This is a genomic window from Pseudorhodobacter sp. E13, assembly GCF_003991405.1.
Classification (GTDB): domain Bacteria; phylum Pseudomonadota; class Alphaproteobacteria; order Rhodobacterales; family Rhodobacteraceae; genus Pseudorhodobacter.
Genome location: NZ_RPEN01000158.1, coordinates 195,205 through 212,822, shown reverse-complemented (window position 1 = coordinate 212,822; position 17,618 = coordinate 195,205). Strand labels below are relative to the sequence as shown.

General features: G+C 61.7%; 20 protein-coding genes. 19 read left to right on the top strand and 1 reads right to left on the bottom strand.

What is annotated here, in order from left to right; translation table 11 throughout:
• The first annotated feature begins 1 nt into the window (after position 1).
• Positions 2-796 carry an SDR family NAD(P)-dependent oxidoreductase gene (locus tag EGN72_RS14805; RefSeq protein WP_127048907.1) on the top strand — a complete coding sequence of 265 codons (795 nt, stop codon included), beginning with the start codon at positions 2-4 and terminating at the stop codon, positions 794-796.
• 109 nt (positions 797-905) lie between these two features.
• Here EGN72_RS14805 and kdsA read toward each other — a convergent pair whose 3' ends face one another.
• Complete coding sequence (gene kdsA, locus EGN72_RS14800; RefSeq protein WP_127048905.1) at positions 906-1,736, bottom strand: 3-deoxy-8-phosphooctulonate synthase; 831 nt, start codon at positions 1,734-1,736, stop codon at positions 906-908.
• Between the two features lie 161 nt (positions 1,737-1,897).
• Between kdsA and EGN72_RS14795 the strand changes: the two genes are divergently transcribed.
• The 18 genes from EGN72_RS14795 (at position 1,898) to EGN72_RS14710 (ending at position 17,618) form a co-directional block, all read left to right on the top strand.
• Positions 1,898-3,049, top strand: coding sequence for a YHYH protein (locus tag EGN72_RS14795; protein ID WP_127048903.1), 1,152 nt, complete (start codon positions 1,898-1,900; stop codon positions 3,047-3,049).
• Positions 3,050-3,196: 147 nt separating this feature from the next.
• Positions 3,197-4,354, top strand: a complete 1,158-nt coding sequence (locus EGN72_RS14790) for an isovaleryl-CoA dehydrogenase (protein WP_127048901.1) — start codon at positions 3,197-3,199, stop codon at positions 4,352-4,354.
• Complete coding sequence (locus tag EGN72_RS14785) at positions 4,351-4,806, top strand: lysozyme inhibitor LprI family protein (protein ID WP_199743755.1); 456 nt, start codon at positions 4,351-4,353, stop codon at positions 4,804-4,806. Before EGN72_RS14790 ends, EGN72_RS14785 begins: the two co-directional genes overlap by 4 nt.
• Positions 4,806-6,410 carry a carboxyl transferase domain-containing protein gene (locus EGN72_RS14780; protein WP_127048899.1) on the top strand — a complete coding sequence of 535 codons (1,605 nt, stop codon included), beginning with the start codon at positions 4,806-4,808 and terminating at the stop codon, positions 6,408-6,410. The genes EGN72_RS14785 and EGN72_RS14780 overlap by 1 nt, the downstream gene beginning before the upstream one ends.
• 72 nt (positions 6,411-6,482) lie before the next feature.
• Positions 6,483-8,420 carry an acetyl/propionyl/methylcrotonyl-CoA carboxylase subunit alpha gene (locus EGN72_RS14775; RefSeq protein ID WP_127048897.1) on the top strand — a complete coding sequence of 646 codons (1,938 nt, stop codon included), beginning with the start codon at positions 6,483-6,485 and terminating at the stop codon, positions 8,418-8,420.
• Positions 8,417-9,061 (top strand): glutathione S-transferase family protein, encoded by a 645-nt coding sequence (locus EGN72_RS14770; protein ID WP_127048895.1) that lies wholly within the window; start codon positions 8,417-8,419, stop codon positions 9,059-9,061. Before EGN72_RS14775 ends, EGN72_RS14770 begins: the two co-directional genes overlap by 4 nt.
• 4 nt (positions 9,062-9,065) lie before the next feature.
• A complete protein-coding gene (locus tag EGN72_RS14765; protein WP_127048893.1) occupies positions 9,066-9,935 on the top strand; it encodes a hydroxymethylglutaryl-CoA lyase in 870 nt (289 codons plus the stop codon).
• A complete protein-coding gene (locus tag EGN72_RS14760; RefSeq protein ID WP_127048891.1) occupies positions 9,932-10,717 on the top strand; it encodes a crotonase/enoyl-CoA hydratase family protein in 786 nt (261 codons plus the stop codon). The genes EGN72_RS14765 and EGN72_RS14760 overlap by 4 nt, the downstream gene beginning before the upstream one ends.
• Before the next feature lie 180 nt (positions 10,718-10,897).
• A complete protein-coding gene (locus EGN72_RS14755; RefSeq protein WP_127048889.1) occupies positions 10,898-11,263 on the top strand; it encodes an NADH-quinone oxidoreductase subunit A in 366 nt (121 codons plus the stop codon).
• Positions 11,254-11,787 (top strand): NADH-quinone oxidoreductase subunit B family protein, encoded by a 534-nt coding sequence (locus EGN72_RS14750; RefSeq protein WP_033419488.1) that lies wholly within the window; start codon positions 11,254-11,256, stop codon positions 11,785-11,787. The genes EGN72_RS14755 and EGN72_RS14750 overlap by 10 nt, the downstream gene beginning before the upstream one ends.
• Positions 11,788-11,799: 12 nt before the next feature.
• The gene (locus EGN72_RS14745; RefSeq protein WP_127048887.1) at positions 11,800-12,414 is read left to right on the top strand and encodes an NADH-quinone oxidoreductase subunit C; all 615 of its coding nucleotides are present in this window, start codon (positions 11,800-11,802) and stop codon (positions 12,412-12,414) included.
• Positions 12,415-12,442: 28 nt separating this feature from the next.
• Positions 12,443-13,678: an NADH-quinone oxidoreductase subunit D gene (locus EGN72_RS14740; RefSeq protein ID WP_127048885.1), complete on the top strand. Its 1,236-nt coding sequence runs from the start codon at positions 12,443-12,445 to the stop codon at positions 13,676-13,678.
• Positions 13,678-14,043 (top strand): hypothetical protein, encoded by a 366-nt coding sequence (locus EGN72_RS14735; protein ID WP_127048883.1) that lies wholly within the window; start codon positions 13,678-13,680, stop codon positions 14,041-14,043. The genes EGN72_RS14740 and EGN72_RS14735 overlap by 1 nt, the downstream gene beginning before the upstream one ends.
• Positions 14,043-15,296, top strand: coding sequence for an NADH-quinone oxidoreductase subunit E (locus EGN72_RS14730; RefSeq protein ID WP_127048881.1), 1,254 nt, complete (start codon positions 14,043-14,045; stop codon positions 15,294-15,296). Before EGN72_RS14735 ends, EGN72_RS14730 begins: the two co-directional genes overlap by 1 nt.
• A 2-nt stretch (positions 15,297-15,298) precedes the next feature.
• Positions 15,299-15,538 carry a DUF5337 domain-containing protein gene (locus EGN72_RS14725; RefSeq protein WP_127048879.1) on the top strand — a complete coding sequence of 80 codons (240 nt, stop codon included), beginning with the start codon at positions 15,299-15,301 and terminating at the stop codon, positions 15,536-15,538.
• Between the two features lie 9 nt (positions 15,539-15,547).
• Positions 15,548-16,843 (top strand): NADH-quinone oxidoreductase subunit NuoF, encoded by a 1,296-nt coding sequence (gene nuoF / locus EGN72_RS14720; RefSeq protein ID WP_127048877.1) that lies wholly within the window; start codon positions 15,548-15,550, stop codon positions 16,841-16,843.
• Positions 16,840-17,130, top strand: coding sequence for a hypothetical protein (locus EGN72_RS14715; protein ID WP_127048875.1), 291 nt, complete (start codon positions 16,840-16,842; stop codon positions 17,128-17,130). Before nuoF ends, EGN72_RS14715 begins: the two co-directional genes overlap by 4 nt.
• Positions 17,127-17,618: a DUF3291 domain-containing protein gene (locus tag EGN72_RS14710; RefSeq protein WP_127048873.1), complete on the top strand. Its 492-nt coding sequence runs from the start codon at positions 17,127-17,129 to the stop codon at positions 17,616-17,618. Before EGN72_RS14715 ends, EGN72_RS14710 begins: the two co-directional genes overlap by 4 nt.

Genomic DNA, 17,618 nt, shown 5'->3' with positions numbered 1-17,618 from the left:
CATGAGCAAGACAATTCTGATCACAGGTGCCACCGATGGTATCGGTTTGCTGACCGCCAAGACATTGGCGGCAGAGGGGCACAAGCTGCTGTTGCACGGGCGCAGCGCAGACAAGCTGGCGGCAGTGGCGGCGCAATTGGGCGGTGCGGTAGCACAGTTTCGCGCCGATTTGTCGCGCCTGACCGAGGTCAGGGCGATGGCCGCCGAAATCCGGGCGCAGGTGGATGTGCTGGATGTGTTGATCAACAATGCGGGCGTTTTGCGCACCGCACAGACCCGCACGCCTGAAGGTCTGGATATTCGCTTTGTTGTCAATACTTTGGCGCCCTATGTTCTGACGCAGCACCTGTTGCCGATCCTGCCCGCCGAAGGGCGTGTGGTGAACCTGTCTTCGGCGGCGCAGGCGCGGGTCGATCTGGTGGCGCTGCGCGGTGAGAGCCGGTTGGACGATATGGCCACCTATGCACAAAGCAAGCTTGCAATCACGATCTGGACGCAAGACATGGCGCGGGCGCATCCCGACGGGCCTGCTTTCATCGCGGTCAATCCAGGGTCATTGCTGGCCAGCAAGATGGTGCGCGAAGGGTTTGGCATTGCGGGCAATGATCTGGGTATCGGGGCCGATATACTGCGCAAAGCGGCGCTTTCCCCGGGTTTTGCCAAGGCCTCGGGCCGCTATTTCGATAATGATAGCGGGCAGTTCGCGGCGCCCCATGCCGCCGCCGCCGACCCGGACCACGTTGCGGCCGTGATGAAAACAATCCGCGCCCTTATTGCCGCGGGGGAGACTGCCTAAAGCGCTTGGCATTAAACCTGAGTCAGGAAACGCTGCCTGAAATCGAAGATTTCAACGCGTTTGCCGATGCGCGATGTCTCAAGTCAAACGCGAAACGCCGCAGGCGGGGTCAGCGCGCTTTGACCAGCGCGTCGATGGCTTTCAGGCTGGACAGCAGCGCGCCAAGTTCGGTCAATGGGACCATGTTCGGCCCGTCGGATGGCGCGCTGTCGGGGGTGTCGTGGGTTTCGATGAACACACCCGCCACCCCCACAGCCACCGCCGCGCGCGAAAGCACCGGCACGAATTCGCGCTGCCCGCCGCTGGACCCGCCCATGCCGCCGGGTTGCTGCACCGAATGGGTGGCATCAAAGATCACCGGTGCCCCGGTTTGCGCCATGATCGGCAAGCTGCGGAAATCGCTGACCAAAGTGTTATAGCCAAAGCTGGCCCCGCGTTCGGTCAGCATCACATTCGGGTTGCCCGACCCGGTGATCTTGGCCACCACATTGACCATATCCCAAGGCGCCAGAAACTGCCCCTTCTTGACATTGATCACCCGGCCGGTTTTGGCGGCTGCGATCAGCAAATCGGTCTGGCGGCACAGAAAGGCCGGGATTTGCAGGATGTCACAAACCTCGGCTGCCGGGGCGCAATGGCTGGCCTCATGCACATCGGTCAGCACGGGCATGCCAAAGCGGTCTTTCACTTCGGCGAACACTTCCATCGCGCGGGCCATGCCGATGCCGCGCGCGCCTGACAGGCTGGTGCGGTTGGCCTTGTCATAGCTGGCCTTGAACACGGCTTTCACGCCGACCGCGCGGGTGATTTCATCAATCGCTGCGGCCATGTCCAGCGCGTGATCGCGGCTTTCCATCTGGCAGGGGCCAAGGATGAAGGCCACAGGTGCGGCATTGTCAAAGGCCAGATTGCCGACGGTGACGGTTGTGTTGGCATCCATGCTTCTGGTCCTTGCTGCTGCTGCGCGTTTGTGCTGCGCCATTTACGACCCCGAGGGCCATCGGCGCAACCCCTGCCAGCGGTGCAGAGCTTGCCGACTATATTCGACGGAAACCCCCGCCCGGCGCGTATAAGAAGAAATAACCTTACAGGGACATTGTAATGCACCGATTCCTCTACCGCCGCCTTTTGCTCGCGACCGCCCTATGCGCCGCACCTTTCGCCGCCTTTGCCCATTCCGACGGCCATAGCCTTTCCGAGAACGCCTTGGTCCAACCCGCCGAAGTGGTGGATTGCACGCTGGAAAACGGCGATGCCGCCAAATGCAACGCCTACACGGTCAAATTCATCCCCGATGGGTTGGACATCGGGCCGTTTTGTCCGGCGACCTTGGATGATGTGGGCGGCGTCTGGGATTGGGACGGCGAGAAGGCGGGGCTTTACCGGATTGATCGCGCCTATCTGGAAATGCTCGCGGGGCTTGGCTATCAGTTCTATGATGACGATGGCGCGGTGAATGTCTTTGATATCCGCGTCGAGGGGCCAGAGGCCGATCACGAATGTATCGCCGGAACGCTGGAGACAGCGGCGGATATGTCGATCAGGGCCTTGATCCCGATTACCCCGGTGATGGCCGCCAGCCCGACCCCCTTGGGCACGGTTGCCAAGGTGGGGATGGCGCTGGACGGGGTGCCGATCTTCGCCGATGCACCCTCGGTGCTGGATACCGGGCATATGCCCGCGCTGGATACTTGCGGCGGCCATGTGGACCCCGGCGGCTGGTATCACTGGCATGCCACATCCACCGATATCAACACCGTCTTTTCCGCCGAGGATGTGGATGCCACTTGCGCCCATGTCCTTCAGGATGAAACCGCGCAATTCGGCTATGCTTTCGATGGGTTCGCGATGTTCGGCTCGGTCGAAGGGGACAGCGCTGCCCCTGTCGGGCTGGACGCCTGCGGTGGCCATGTCGGCCCCTTGCCGGATGGCTCGGGTGAGGCGTATCACTATCATTCCAGCGACAGCTTCCCGAACCTGCCGACCTGTCTGGTGGGGGTTGTGGCGCAAGACAACTTCTCGACCACAGCGGCGCAGGGGATCGGTTCAACGAGCGGTTTGGGTGGTCCCGGTGGTCCCGGCGGCGGGCGGCCTGATTTCTCGGCGGCAGCGGCGGCCCTTGGCATTGACGTGACCGCATTGCAAATGGCGATAGAGGCCGAAGGCGGGCGCGAGGCCGATCTGGCGCATGTTGCGGCGCGTTTGGGGATCAGCCTTGACGCGCTGCAAGCCGCGATGCCGCCGCGCCCCTAAGCGCGCAGAGCCCGACCATGATCGCCGCCCGGTCCTTGCTTGGGCCGGGCGTTTTCACATCCGGCCCATCTTCCTGATTGACCCGACTCAGGCTTTGCGCGTATGAATTGAACAAGTGTTCAATTCACGTCCGGGGAGGGATGCAAGATGTTCATGGGCTCCATGCGCTTTGATCTGGGGGAAGACATCGCCGCGCTGCAAGAGATGGTGCATCGCTGGGCGCAAGAGCGGGTGAAGCCGATGGCCGCCGCGATTGACAGCGCCAATACCTTCCCCCCGGAATTGTGGGAGGAGATGGGCGCGCTGGGTCTGCTGGGCATCACGGTGCCGGAAGCCGATGGCGGGGCAGGGATGGGATATCTTGCGCATGTCATCGCCACCGAGGAAATCGCGCGGGCCAGTGCCTCTGTCTCGCTGTCTTATGGCGCCCATTCCAACCTTTGCGTCAACCAGATCAAGCTGAACGGCACAGCGGCGCAAAAGGCGAAATACCTGCCGGGCTTGATTTCGGGCAAACATGTCGGCGCGTTGGCGATGTCCGAGGCGGGGGCGGGATCAGACGTGGTCAGCATGAAGCTGCGGGCCGAGAAAAAGAACGGCTATTACACCCTGAACGGCAATAAATACTGGATCACCAACGGCCCCGATGCCGATACACTGGTCGTCTATGCCAAGACCGACCCCGAAGCGGGCAGCAAAGGCATGACGGCCTTTATCGTTGAAAAATCCATGAAAGGCTTTTCCACCAGCAAGCATTTCGACAAGCTGGGGATGCGCGGTTCCAACACGGCCGAGTTGATCTTTGACAATGTCGAAGTGCCGTTTGAAAACGTGCTGGGGGTTGAGGGCAAAGGCGTGCGCGTGCTGATGTCGGGGCTGGATTATGAACGTGTCGTGCTGTCGGGTATCGGCACCGGCATCATGGCGGCCTGTTTGGATGAGGTGGTGCCTTATCTGCAAAGCCGCGAACAATTCGGCCAGCCGATCGGGAATTTTCAACTTATGCAGGGCAAACTGGCCGATATGTATACCGCGATGAATTCCGCCCGCGCCTATGTCTATGAGGTGGCGCGCGCCTGTGATCGCGGCCAAGTCACCCGCCAGGATGCCGCCGCCTGTGTGCTCTATGCGTCTGAACAAGCGATGGTGCAGGCGCATCAAGCGGTGCAAGCCCTTGGCGGGGCGGGCTTTCTGGCCGATAGCGCGGTCAGCCGCCTGTTCCGTGATGCCAAGCTGATGGAAATTGGCGCGGGAACCTCGGAAATCCGCCGTATGCTGATCGGGCGGGAGTTGATGGCGCAATGAAGCTGGCATTGGTTCTGGCGCTGATCGGCGGCGCGGCACAGGCGGAGGAGTTAGTTCCAAAGGTGAACGCCGCACAGGTGGACAGTTGTTTTGCCACCGCGTTGCGCGAGGGGATGGATGCCTCTTGCATCGGTGCGGCCTCGGGCATCTGCATGGAACAGCCCGGCGGCTTTACCACCCAAGGCATGAGCCAATGCACCAGCGCCGAAACCGAAGTGTGGGATGGCCATCTCAACCGCGCATACAAGGCGCGCATGGCCGAGATCACACCAGATCAGAAAACCGCCTTGCGCGAGGCGCAGCGCGCGTGGATCGCCTTTCGCGACGCCGATTGCGGGTTGCAATATCAGATGTTCATCGACGGCACGATGCGGTCCAACATCTACACCGGCTGCATGCTGGAGATGACGGCGCGGCGGGCGCTGGCCTTGCGCGATTTGGGGGGCATGTGATGCGGTTGAACTCTGGCTTTCTGCCCAACACCGATACCGCGCGCGCCAATCGCGCCGCCCATCTGGCGATGCTGGACCAGGTGGCCGAAGCAGCGGCGCTGGCCGCAGCAGGCGGCGGGGCCGCATCGCAAGCCCGCCACACCGCGCGCGGCAAGATGGCCCCGCGTGACCGGGTCGCTAATCTGCTGGATGCCGGCTCACCCTTCCTTGAAATCGGTGCCACGGCGGCGCATGGGCTTTACGGCAATGATGCCCCTTGTGCGGGCGTGATCGCAGGCATTGGCCGCGTGATGGGGGCCGAGGTGATGGTGGTCTGCAATGACGCCACCGTCAAAGGCGGCACCTATTACCCGATGACGGTGAAAAAACACCTGCGCGCGCAAGAGATTGCCGAGGAAAACCACCTGCCTTGCGTCTACCTTGTGGATAGCGGCGGCGCAAATCTGCCCAATCAGGATGAGGTTTTCCCCGACCGCGACCATTTCGGCCGCATTTTCTACAATCAGGCGCGTATGTCGGCCAAAGGCATCCCGCAGATTGCCGTGGTTATGGGCTCTTGCACCGCAGGCGGCGCCTATGTGCCCGCGATGTCCGATGTCACCATCATCGTGCGCGACCAAGGCACCATCTTTCTGGCAGGCCCCCCACTGGTCAAGGCCGCCACGGGCGAGGTGGTCAGCGCCGAAGATCTGGGCGGCGGCGATGTCCATACCCGCCTGTCGGGTGTCGCCGATTACCTGGCCGAGGATGACGCCCACGCCCTGGCTCTTGCCCGCCGCGCGGTAGGCAACCTCAATCGCGCGCGCCCCGCCACGGTCCAATGGCAGCCGCCCGAAGACCCGTCCTATGACCCCGAAGATATCCTCGGACTCGTCCCCCCCGATCTGCGCACCCCCTATGACATCCGCGAAGTCATCGCCCGCGTGGTCGACGGCTCCCGCTTCGACGAATTCAAGGCGCGCTTCGGCGAAACCCTTGTCACAGGCTTTGCCCATATCAATGGCTGCCCGGTGGGCATCGTCGCCAACAATGGCGTGCTGTTTTCCGAAGCCGCCGTCAAAGGCGCGCATTTCGTGGAACTCTGTTCGCAGCGCAACATCCCGCTGGTTTTCCTGCAAAATATCACCGGCTTCATGGTTGGCCGCAAATATGAAAACGAAGGTATCGCCCGGCACGGGGCCAAAATGGTCACCGCCGTCGCCACCACCAATGTCCCCAAGATCACCATGCTGGTCGGCGGCTCCTTTGGCGCAGGCAATTACGGCATGGCGGGCCGCGCCTATTCCCCGCGCTTCCTCTGGACATGGCCCAATTCCCGCATCTCGGTCATGGGCGGCCCACAAGCCGCAGGCGTGCTCGCCACTGTCAAACGCGATGGCATCGAACGCAAAGGCGGCACTTGGTCGGTTGAGGAAGAAGCCGCCTTCAAACAACCCACCATTGATATGTTCGAAGAACAATCCCACCCGCTCTACGCCGCCGCCCGCCTCTGGGATGATGGCATCATCGACCCGCGCAAAACCCGCGCCATCCTGTCACTTTCTTTGTCCGCCGCGCTGAACGCCCCGATAGAGCCTACGAGATTCGGCCTCTTCCGCATGTAACTTCATCTATTCAAAAATATCCCGGGGGTCCGGGGGCTGGCCCCCGGCGCTCTCCAACCCGCGAGACGTCCAATGTTTCAAAAAATCCTCATCGCCAACCGTGGCGAAATCGCCTGCCGGATCATCGAAACCGCCCGCAAACTGGGCGTGTCCACGGTCGCGGTCTATTCCGATGCCGATGCAGGGGCCAAACATGTGGCCATGGCGGATGAGGCGGTGCATATCGGCGGCCCCGCCCCGCGCGACAGCTATCTGCGTGGCGCGGCACTGATCGCGGCGGCGCAGACCACAGGGGCCGAAGCCATCCACCCCGGCTATGGCTTTCTGTCCGAAAACCCCGATTTCGTTGAGGCGGTCACGGCCGCAGGCCTGACCTTCATCGGCCCGTCCGCCGAAGCCATCCGGGCGATGGGGCTGAAAGACGCTGCCAAGAAACTGATGCAAGCCGCGGGGGTTCCGGTGGTTCCGGGCTATCTGGGTGAAAACCAAGACCCGGCCCATCTGGCCGCCGAGGCCGATAAAATCACCTACCCGGTTCTGATCAAGGCCGTGGCGGGCGGTGGCGGCAAGGGAATGCGCCGCGTCAACCGCCCGTCCGAATTTGCCGATGCCCTCGCCTCCGCCAAGGGCGAGGCGGCCACCGCTTTTGGCAATGACGCCGTGCTCATTGAAAAATACGTCGAAAAACCCCGCCATATCGAAGTGCAGGTCTTTGGCGATGGCACAGAGGCCGTCCACCTCTTTGAACGCGATTGCAGCTTGCAGCGCCGCCACCAGAAGGTGATCGAAGAGGCCCCCGCACCGGGCATGACGCCTGAAATGCGCGCCGCCATGGGCGATGCCGCCGTAAAAGCCGCCCGCGCCATCGGTTACAAAGGGGCAGGCACCATCGAATTCATTGTCGATGCCAGCGACGGGCTGCGCACCGATCGGTTCTGGTTCATGGAAATGAACACCCGCCTGCAAGTCGAACATCCCGTGACCGAGGCCATCACCGGGATCGACCTCGTCGAATGGCAACTTCGCGTGGCGAGCGGCGAACCCTTGCCCCTGCGGCAAGCGGCGATCACCCTTCACGGTCACGCGTTTGAGGCGCGGCTTTACGCCGAGGATGTGCCCGCAGGCTTTCTGCCCGCCACGGGGCGGCTGGACCATCTGGCCTTTCCCGCCACAGCCCGCGCCGATAGCGGGGTGCGCCCCGGTGACAGTATCTCGCCTTGGTATGACCCGATGATCGCCAAGATTATCACCCACGGCCCGACGCGGGCGGTGGCGCTGTCGCAATTGCGGCAGGCCTTGGCCCGGACCGAAGTGGCAGGCTCTGTCACCAATCTGGCCTTCCTTGGCGCATTGGCGCGGCACAAAGGCTTTGCGGCAGGGGATGTGGATACCGGCTTGATTGAGCGTGATCTGGCCGCTTTGGTGGCGCAGGTCCCGGCCTCCGATGCTGTGCAGGCGCTTGCAGCCCTTGCTGCCGCCGATCTGCCGGACGCGCCGCTGACAGGCTTTGCCCTTTGGGCGCCGCTGCGCCGCAGCCTTGCGCTGACCCATAAGGCAGAGCGTCTGGACGCCGTGATCGCCCTGACCGGCCCCAACAGCGCCGAGGTCACGATTGCGGATGCAACCTTGCACGCCCATCGCGCGCAAGGTGTCTGGCACATCGCGGGCCAGCCTGCGGCCTCGGTCGTGCGCGCAGGCGGGGCGATCCACGTCTTCGCGCCCGAGGGCAGCTTCAGCTTCCATCCGGTGGACCCGCTGGCGCGGGATGCGGGCGGTGCGGGGGCGGGCAATGCCACGCTGTCACCAATGCCGGGGCTGGTGAAGGCGGTGTTTGTCACCGCAGGGCAGGCGGTGGCCGCAGGTGACAGGCTGTGCGTGCTGGAAGCGATGAAGATGGAACACACGCTGACCGCCGCGCGCGATGGCGTGGTGGAGCAGGTTCTGGCCGAAGCAGGCCAACAGGTCGAAGCCGGGGCCGCGCTGATCTTGCTGGCCGAGGCGGCGGAATGATCCGCCTGCACCATATCGCGCAATCCCGGTCGTTTCGGGTTTTGTGGCTGCTGCATGAAACCGGCTTGCCCTTTGATCTTGTGCCGCATCGTTTTGACAAATCGCTGCGCGATCCGGCCTATCTGGCACTGTCGCCCGCAGGCCGCGTGCCCGCGCTGGAGGTGGATGGGCTGACCCTGTTCGAAAGCGGGGCAATTGCCGAATATCTGACCGAGGCGCACGCGCCACATCTGGCGCGCGCCGTGGCCAGCCCGGACCGCGCCGCCTATCTGGAATGGCTGCATTTCGGAGAAACCATCGGGCAGCATCTGGCCAATCTGACCCAGCACCATATTGCGCTGCGCGAAGATCACATGCGTTCCCCCACCGTCATGCGGCTGGAGGCGAAGCGGCTGGCGATTTGCCTTGAGGCCGTGGCGGGCAAAGCGGGCGATGGCTATCTGCTGCCCGGCGGGTTTTCGGCGGCAGATGTGCAATGCGGCTATGGCGTGCTGATCGGCCAACGCTTCACCACGCTGTCACCGCAAGCGGCGGCCTATCTGGGCCGTTTGCAGGCCCGCCCGGCCTTTCAGGCCGCCATGGCGCAGGATGGCCCGGCGCAAATTTATCTGCGCGAATTCTACGCCGCACCGGAAGGTTAAGATCATGCCAGAACCCGTTGAAATCTATGAGGTTGGTCCGCGTGACGGATTGCAGAACGAGGCGCGGTTGATCCCCTTGGCCGAAAAGCTGGCGCTGATTGATCTGTTGTCGCGCGCAGGGTTTCGGCGCATCGAGGTGGCCAGTTTCGTTTCGCCCAAATGGGTGCCGCAAATGGCCGACAGCGCCGCTGTCATGGCGCAGATGACCCGCGCGCCGGGCGTGATCTACGGCGCGTTGACGCCCAACATGAAAGGCTATGCGGCAGCTCGCGCGGCGGGCGCGGATGAGGTGGCGATCTTTGGCTCAGCGTCCGAGGGGTTTTCGCGGGCCAATCTGAATGCGTCCATTGCCGAAAGCCTTGAACGTTTTGCCCCGGTGGCACAGGCGGCGCTGCGCGACGGGTTGCGGCTGCGCGGCTATGTCTCTTGTGTGACCGATTGCCCCTATGACGGGCGGGTGGCCCCTGCGGCGGTGGCCCGCACGGTGGCAGCCCTGCGTGATCTGGGCTGCGCCGAGATCAGCCTTGGCGAAACCATCGGCCAAGGCATGCCCGACACCATCGCCGCCATGTTGCAAGCCGTGCTGGAGGAGATGCCCGCCGCGCGCCTTGCAGGCCATTACCACGATACCAATGGCCGCGCGCTGGACAATATCGGCGTCTCGCTGGATCACGGGCTGCGGGTGTTTGACGCGGCGGTGGGTGGTTTGGGCGGCTGCCCCTATGCACCGGGGGCGGCGGGCAATGTGGCAACCGAACGCGTCGCGCGCTTTGTTGAGGCGCGGGGCTTTACCACCGGGCTGAACCTTGCCTTGCTGGATGAGGCCGCCGCCATGGCCCGCAAGATGCGCGGGCAAGAAGGATCAAAACCATGACATATCAGACCATTAAACTCACAACCGATGCGCGCGGGGTTGCCACCCTGACGCTGAACCGCCCCGAAAAGCGCAACGCCATGTCGGCGCTGATGATCGCAGAGCTGACAACGGCGGCCGAGGCGCTGGCCGCGGATGCCGCCGTGCGCGTGGTCGTGCTTGCCGCGGCAGGCGACAGCTTTTGCGCGGGCGGGGATCTGGGCTGGATGCGCGAACAAATGGCCGCCGATGGCCCGACCCGCGCGGTCGAGGCGCGCAAACTGGCGATGATGCTGGCTGCGCTGAACTCCCTGCCAAAGCCCTTGATCGGACGCGTGCAGGGGCAGGCTTATGGCGGCGGTGTCGGGCTGATGTCGGTCTGCGATGTGGCGATTGGCGTGGCCGAAGCTCACTTTGGCCTGACAGAAACCCGGCTGGGGCTGATCCCTGCGACCATCGGCCCATATGTCGTGGCGCGGATGGGGGCGGCTGCGGCGCGGCAGGTCTTTGCCTCGGCCCGGCTGTTTGACGCCGAGGAGGCGCAGCGCCTGAACCTGCTGGCCCGCGTGGTCTGGCCCGACGATCTGGATGCTGCGATCGAGGCCGAGGTGAAACCCTATCTGTCCTGCGCCCCCGGTGCCGTGGCCGAGGCCAAAGCCCTGATCCGCAGCTTGGCCCCGATGCCCGATGCCGCCCAGATCGAGATCAGCATCAAGGCCCTTGTCACCCGCTGGGAAAGCCCGGAGGCGGCGCAGGGCATCGACGCGTTTTTCCAAAAACGCGCCCCGGATTGGGCGATTTGATCCCAAGCCCCGCCGCAACGCGGCAAGCTTTTCGACTTGCGACAATTTCCCCGGTGCAAAGCGCATGTTTCGGGTGTCCTTTGGTTGACCCCGGCAGGGGGGAGGAGTAAACGAAGCCAAGAGGTGCCTCTGCCCGAACCGGGGTAGAAGCCTGCATGTCGCCAGCGATAGGAGCATCTTGTGGACGGACTTCTTCGGGAATACCTGCCCATTATCATTTTCATGGTCATTGCGATCGGTCTTGGGCTTGTCCTGATTCTGGCTGCGGTTGTGCTTGCCGTGCGCAACCCGGACCCGGAAAAGGTTTCGGCCTATGAATGCGGGTTCAACGCATTCGACGATGCGCGGATGAAATTTGACGTGCGGTTTTACCTCGTCTCCATCCTTTTTATCATCTTTGATCTGGAAGTTGCCTTCCTGTTCCCATGGGCCGTGGCCTTTGGTGACATCAGCATGGCGGCCTTCTGGTCGATGATGGTGTTCTTGGCGGTTCTGACCGTTGGCTTTGCGTATGAATGGAAGAAGGGGGCGCTCGAATGGGAGTGATGGCCGGTGCAAACACTGCGGGGGCTGATCTTGAGGTTTCGACCCAAGCCCTGAACGCCGAATTGCAAGACAAGGGGTTCTTGCTGACCTCGACCGAAGATATCATCAACTGGGCGCGCACAGGCTCCTTGCACTGGATGACCTTTGGTCTGGCCTGCTGTGCGGTGGAAATGATGCATACCGCGATGCCGCGCTATGACGTGGAACGCTTTGGCTTTGCGCCGCGCGCCTCTCCGCGCCAGTCGGATGTGATGATCGTGGCGGGCACGCTGACCAACAAGATGGCCCCGGCCTTGCGCAAGGTCTATGACCAGATGCCGGAACCGCGCTATGTGATCTCCATGGGCTCTTGCGCCAATGGCGGCGGCTACTACCATTACAGCTATTCGGTGGTGCGCGGCTGTGACCGGATCGTCCCGGTTGATATCTATGTGCCGGGCTGCCCCCCCACAGCCGAGGCGCTGCTGTATGGCATCCTTCAGCTTCAACGTAAAATCCGCCGCACCGGCACGCTGGTTCGCTAAGGGGAGAGAGTGATGACCGAAGCCCTGACCGAACTGGCTGCCCAGCTTGACCTGCGCCACGCCGAAGCTGTCGTTTCAACCGAGATTGCGCATGGCGAATTGACAGTGACGGTGCAACCCCGTTTTCTGGTGCGGTTCGTGGAGCATCTGAAAACCGAGGCGACCTGCAAGTTTTCCAGCCTTGTCGACATCACCGCGATCGACCATCCGGCGCGCGCGGTGGCCCGTTTCGACGTGGTCTATCACTTTCTGTCGATGTATCAGAACCAGCGCATCCGCGTAAAAACCGCGGTGCGCGAGGATGAGATGGTGCCCTCGATCACCTCTGTCCACCCTTCGGCCAATTGGTTTGAGCGGGAAGTGTTCGATATGTTCGGCATCCTGTTTTCCGGCCACCCCGATCTGCGCCGCATCCTGACCGACTACGGCTTTCGCGGCTATCCGCTGCGCAAAGATTTCCCGACCACCGGTTACACCGAAGTGCGCTATGACGAGGCGCAAAAGCGCGTGATCTATGAGCCGGTGAAGCTGGTGCAGGAATACCGTCAGTTCGATTTCATGAGCCCGTGGGAAGGCGCGCAATATGTGCTGCCGGGTGATGACAAGGCCAAAGAGGGGGCTAAATGATGGCCCGCGAAGGTAAGGGAGCATTCTAATGGACGGTGATATCCGCAAGAACAGCTATGATGATGGCTCCTCGGATTTTGAGACGGGCGAACAGAAAATCCGCAATTTCAACCTGAACTTCGGCCCGCAACACCCTGCGGCGCATGGGGTTTTGCGTCTTGTGCTGGAACTGGACGGCGAGATTGTGGAACGCTGTGATCCGCATATCGGCTTGCTGCACCGTGGCACCGAAAAGCTGATGGAAAGCCGCACTTATCTGCAAAACCTGCCCTATTTCGACCGGCTGGATTATGTGGCCCCGATGAACCAGGAACATGCCTGGTGCCTGGCCATCGAAAAGCTGACCGGTGTTGCGGTGCCGCGTCGCGCGCAGTTGATCCGCGTTCTGTTCTGCGAGATTGGCCGCGTGTTGAACCACTTGCTGAACGTCACCACGCAGGCGATGGACGTGGGTGCGCTGACCCCGCCGCTCTGGGGTTTTGAGGAACGCGAAAAGCTGATGGTGTTCTATGAGCGGGCTTGTGGCGCGCGTCTGCACGCCGCCTATTTCCGCCCCGGTGGCGTCCACCAAGACCTGACGCCCGCGCTGATCGAAGATATCGACACTTGGGCGCAGGAATTCCCGAAAGTGCTGGACGATATCGACGGGCTGCTGACCGAAAACCGCATTTTCAAACAGCGCAATGCCGATATCGGCATCGTGACGGAGCAGGATATCCTCGATTGGGGTTTCTCGGGCGTCATGGTGCGTGGTTCTGGCCTTGCGTGGGATTTGCGCCGGGCGCAACCCTATGAATGTTATGATGAATTCGAGTTCCAGATTCCGGTAGGCAAGAACGGCGATTGCTATGATCGCTATCTCTGCCGGATGCAGGAAATGCGCGAGAGCACCTCGATCATCCGTCAGGCGCTGGCCAAGCTGCGCAAGGAACCCGGCGATGTGCTGGCGCGCGGCAAGATCACCCCGCCGAAACGCGGCGAGATGAAAACCTCGATGGAAGCACTGATCCATCACTTCAAACTTTATACCGAAGGTTTCCACGTTCCCGCAGGCGAAGTTTATGCCGCGGTCGAGGCCCCGAAGGGTGAGTTTGGCGTCTATCTCGTGGCCGATGGCACCAACAAACCTTACCGCGCCAAAATCCGCGCGCCAGGCTTTTTGCATCTGCAAGCGATGGATTACATCTGCAAAGGCCACCAACTGGCCGATGTGGCGGCGATTATCGGCACGATGGACGTTGTGTTCGGGGAAATTGACCGCTGATGCTGAATACGGCTGCATATGGTCTGGCTTGGGTTGCGGTGCTGGTCGTCGCGTCCATTGCGGCTGTCTGCATCCCGAACCCGCAGGCGGGGCTGCGCAAGCTTGACCACGCGGTTGAGGCGCTGCCGAATGTCATGCTGGGCCGCTATCTTGCCTTTACGGGTTTTACCGCCTTTGTCGCTTGGTTCGCTGATTTGCGGGTCATTGCGGCCTGGTCCGGGGCGCTGGCGTTCATGGCCTTTGCCGATACGTTTATCTATGCCCGTCTGGGCCGACCTTACTTGAAACATCTCTTGGCTGGGCTGGCTGCCTTGGCCATTCTGGCCGTTGTTTTGGCCGCCTTGATCTTGAACGGAGCCGCCTGATGCTACGCCGCCTTCACAAAGAACAGCCCAGCCATTTTGCCTTTACCCCGGCAAATCTTGAATGGGCGCAGGGACAGATTACCAAATACCCCGAGGGGCGGCAGGCCTCTGCCATCATCCCGCTGCTGTGGCGCGCGCAAGAGCAAGAGGGCTGGCTGTCGCGTCCCGCGATCGAATATGTCGCCGATATGCTGGGTATGGCCTATATTCGCGCGCTGGAAGTGGCGACTTTCTACTTCATGTTCCAGTTGCAACCCGTTGGGTCCATTGCCAATATCCAGATTTGTGGCACCACCTCCTGCATGATCTGCGGCGCCGAGGATCTGGTTGCGGTCTGCAAAGAGCTGATCAACGAAAAGCCGCATGCCCTGTCGGCGGATGGCAAGTTTTCTTGGGAAGAGGTGGAATGCCTTGGGGCCTGCACCAATGCGCCCATGGCCCAGATCGGCAAAGACTATTATGAGGATCTGACGCCGGAAAAACTGCGCGACCTGATTGCGCGGTTTTCCAAGGGTGAGGTGCCGGTTCCCGGCCCGCAAAACGGGCGCTATGCGTCCGAGCCGTTGGGCGGTCTGACCAGCCTGAAGGACTTTGAATCGGGTCGCAAACAATATAACGCCAGCGTGCAAGCGGCGGTGGACATTGGCGAAACCGTCAAGCGGATTGATGGGACCGAAGTGCCGATTCTGACGCCGTGGCTGGGCAAATCCGGCGCGAAACCTGCCAAACCTGGCGCTTCGGCCAAAACCGCTGCGAAGGCGGTGGAGCAAGCCGAGGACAAGGCACCGGCAACCCCGAAAGCGGCCACCAAGGCGCAGGAAAAGCCTGTCGTGACCAGCAAGGAAATGGCCGAGAAATCGGTTGGCAAGCCCGCAGCCAAGGCCCCGGCCAAAGCGGCAGAGGCGGCCAAAACGGCCGAGACTGGCAAAGCAGCAGTCAAAGCGGCAGAGACCGCCAGTGCAGGCGAAGGCAGCAAGCCCAAGGGCATCAAAGCCGCGCGCAAAGGTGTGGCCGATGATCTGAAAAAGATTGAAGGCATTGGGCCGGCGCTGGAAAAGCTGTGCCATTCGCTTGGTGTGTTCCATTATGACCAGATCGCCGCTTGGGGCCCTGCCGAAATCGCTTGGATGGACAGCAATCTCAAAGGCTTCAAAGGCCGTGTGACCCGTGACAAATGGGTGGCGCAGGCGAAACTGATTGGCGAGGTGGGGATGGAAGAATTCCTGATCCGCGCCAAGACGAATGACTACTGACGATGAAGAAAACGCCCACCCCTTCAGAGCTTCATCAGGCCAAACAGGCGCGGCTTGTCGCGATTGTTCTGGCCGCGACGATGATCTTGTGGATGGGCGCGCAATTTCTCGGCAGCAAACTGGGGTGGGAGGCGCGTTTCGTCTTTCTCTTCGATCTGGCGGCTTTGGCGGGCTTCGTCTTTGCGCTGGTGGTAACTTTTCGGATCTGGCGTCAGCGCAAGGCTGATGCGGACGGTAATTGAGGGCATGACATGCTGAAAGATCAAGATCGGATCTTTACCAATCTTTACGGGATGCATGACCGCACCCTTGCTGGCGCAAAGGCGCGCGGGCATTGGGAAGGGACTGCGGGTTTCATCAAGCAAGGGCGTGGCTGGTTGATTGACCAGATCAAGGCCTCGGGCCTGCGTGGGCGTGGTGGGGCGGGTTTCCCGACCGGTCTGAAATGGTCTTTCATGCCCAAGGAATCCGATGGTCGCCCGTCTTATCTGGTGATCAATGCCGATGAATCCGAACCCGGCACCTGCAAAGACCGCGAGATCATGCGCCATGACCCGCATACGCTGATCGAAGGCGCGCTGATCGCCTCTTTCGCGATGGGGGCAAATGCCTGCTACATCTATATTCGCGGCGAATATATCCGCGAGAAAGAGGCGCTTCAGGCTGCGATCGACGAATGTTATGACGCAGGGCTGCTGGGCAAGAATGCCGCGAAATCCGGTTGGGATTTTGATCTCTATCTGCACCACGGGGCAGGGGCCTATATCTGCGGCGAGGAAACCGCACTGCTGGAAAGCCTTGAGGGCAAGAAGGGCATGCCGCGCATGAAGCCGCCGTTCCCGGCAGGGGCGGGGCTTTATGGTTGCCCGACCACTGTGAACAACGTCGAATCCATTGCCGTGGTGCCGACCATTCTGCGCCGTGGGGCCGATTGGTTCGCCGGTTTTGGCCGCCCGAACAATGCGGGCACCAAGCTGTTCGGCATTTCCGGCCATGTGGTCAACCCTTGCGTGGTTGAGGAAGCGATGTCGATCAGCTTGCGCGAATTGCTGGACCGTCATTGCGGTGGCGTGCGCGGCGGCTGGAAGAACATCAAGGCTGTGATCCCCGGCGGGTCTTCGGTGCCGATGCTGAACGCGGCGCAATGTGATGATGCGATCATGGATTTCGACTGGCTGCGCGAACAACGCTCCGGCCTTGGCACGGCGGCGGTGATCGTGATGGACCAGTCCACCGATGTGATCAAGGCGATATGGCGCTTGTCGAAGTTTTACAAGCACGAGTCCTGCGGCCAATGCACCCCTTGCCGCGAAGGCACGGGCTGGATGATGCGCGTGATGGACCGCTTGGTAAAGGGCGAGGCCGAGGTTGAAGAGATTGACATGCTGCTGTCGGTGACAAAGCAGGTCGAAGGCCATACGATTTGTGCGCTTGGCGATGCGGCGGCTTGGCCGATCCAAGGTCTTGTGCGGCATTTCCGTGAGGAGATTGAGGACCGTATCAAGGCCAAGAAAACCGGACGCATGGGGGCGATGGCCGCAGAATGATGCATCCTGCCGTCCCCCTGACACTCGGCGCGCTGGCCCTTTCGGCCTGTGTATCCTCGCCCGCCCCGGTGGCGCGTGGCCCGATTGTGGTGGACGGTGTGGAATATGCAGTTTCCAAACGGCCTACGGGTGCGGTGGAAGTGTCGCGTATCGGGCGGCCCTTTGAAAACTGGGAAGGCGCCGAGGCGCGGCGCGCGGCAGATCAGTTCTGTGTTGGGCGCGCAAAAACCTCGATCCGTGACCGGTTTCAGGGTGCTGCTTGGCTGATCGTGGAGGGCTGCGCATGAAAATGCATCTGGCAGAGCTGAACGTCGGCCGCCTGTTGGCCCCCACCGATGACCCGCGCGTGGCAGATTTCATGGCCAATCTTGACCGCGTCAACGGGCTTGGCAAACGGATGCCGGGTTTCGTGTGGATGATGGAAGGCTCGGGCGAGCCGGGGCAGGGCAATACCGCCGCCAAGATCGGTGGCGATCCGCAATTCGTCTCAAACCTGACGGTTTGGGAAGATGTGGACAGCCTTGAAACCTTCGTCTGGAAAACGGTGCATAAACAGTTCTATGACCGCCGGGCTGAATGGTTCGAGGTTTTGGGAAAAATGCATTTCGTGATGTGGTGGGTGCCTGCGGGCCACCAGCCCACATTGGCAGAGGCGCTGGAAAAACTGGCGCATAAACAAGAACATGGTGATAGCGATGCGGCCTTTGGCTGGTCCTATCTGAAAGATGCAAACGCGTGGAAAACCCACGGTTGCGCGCAAGTGGCGGCGGAGTAA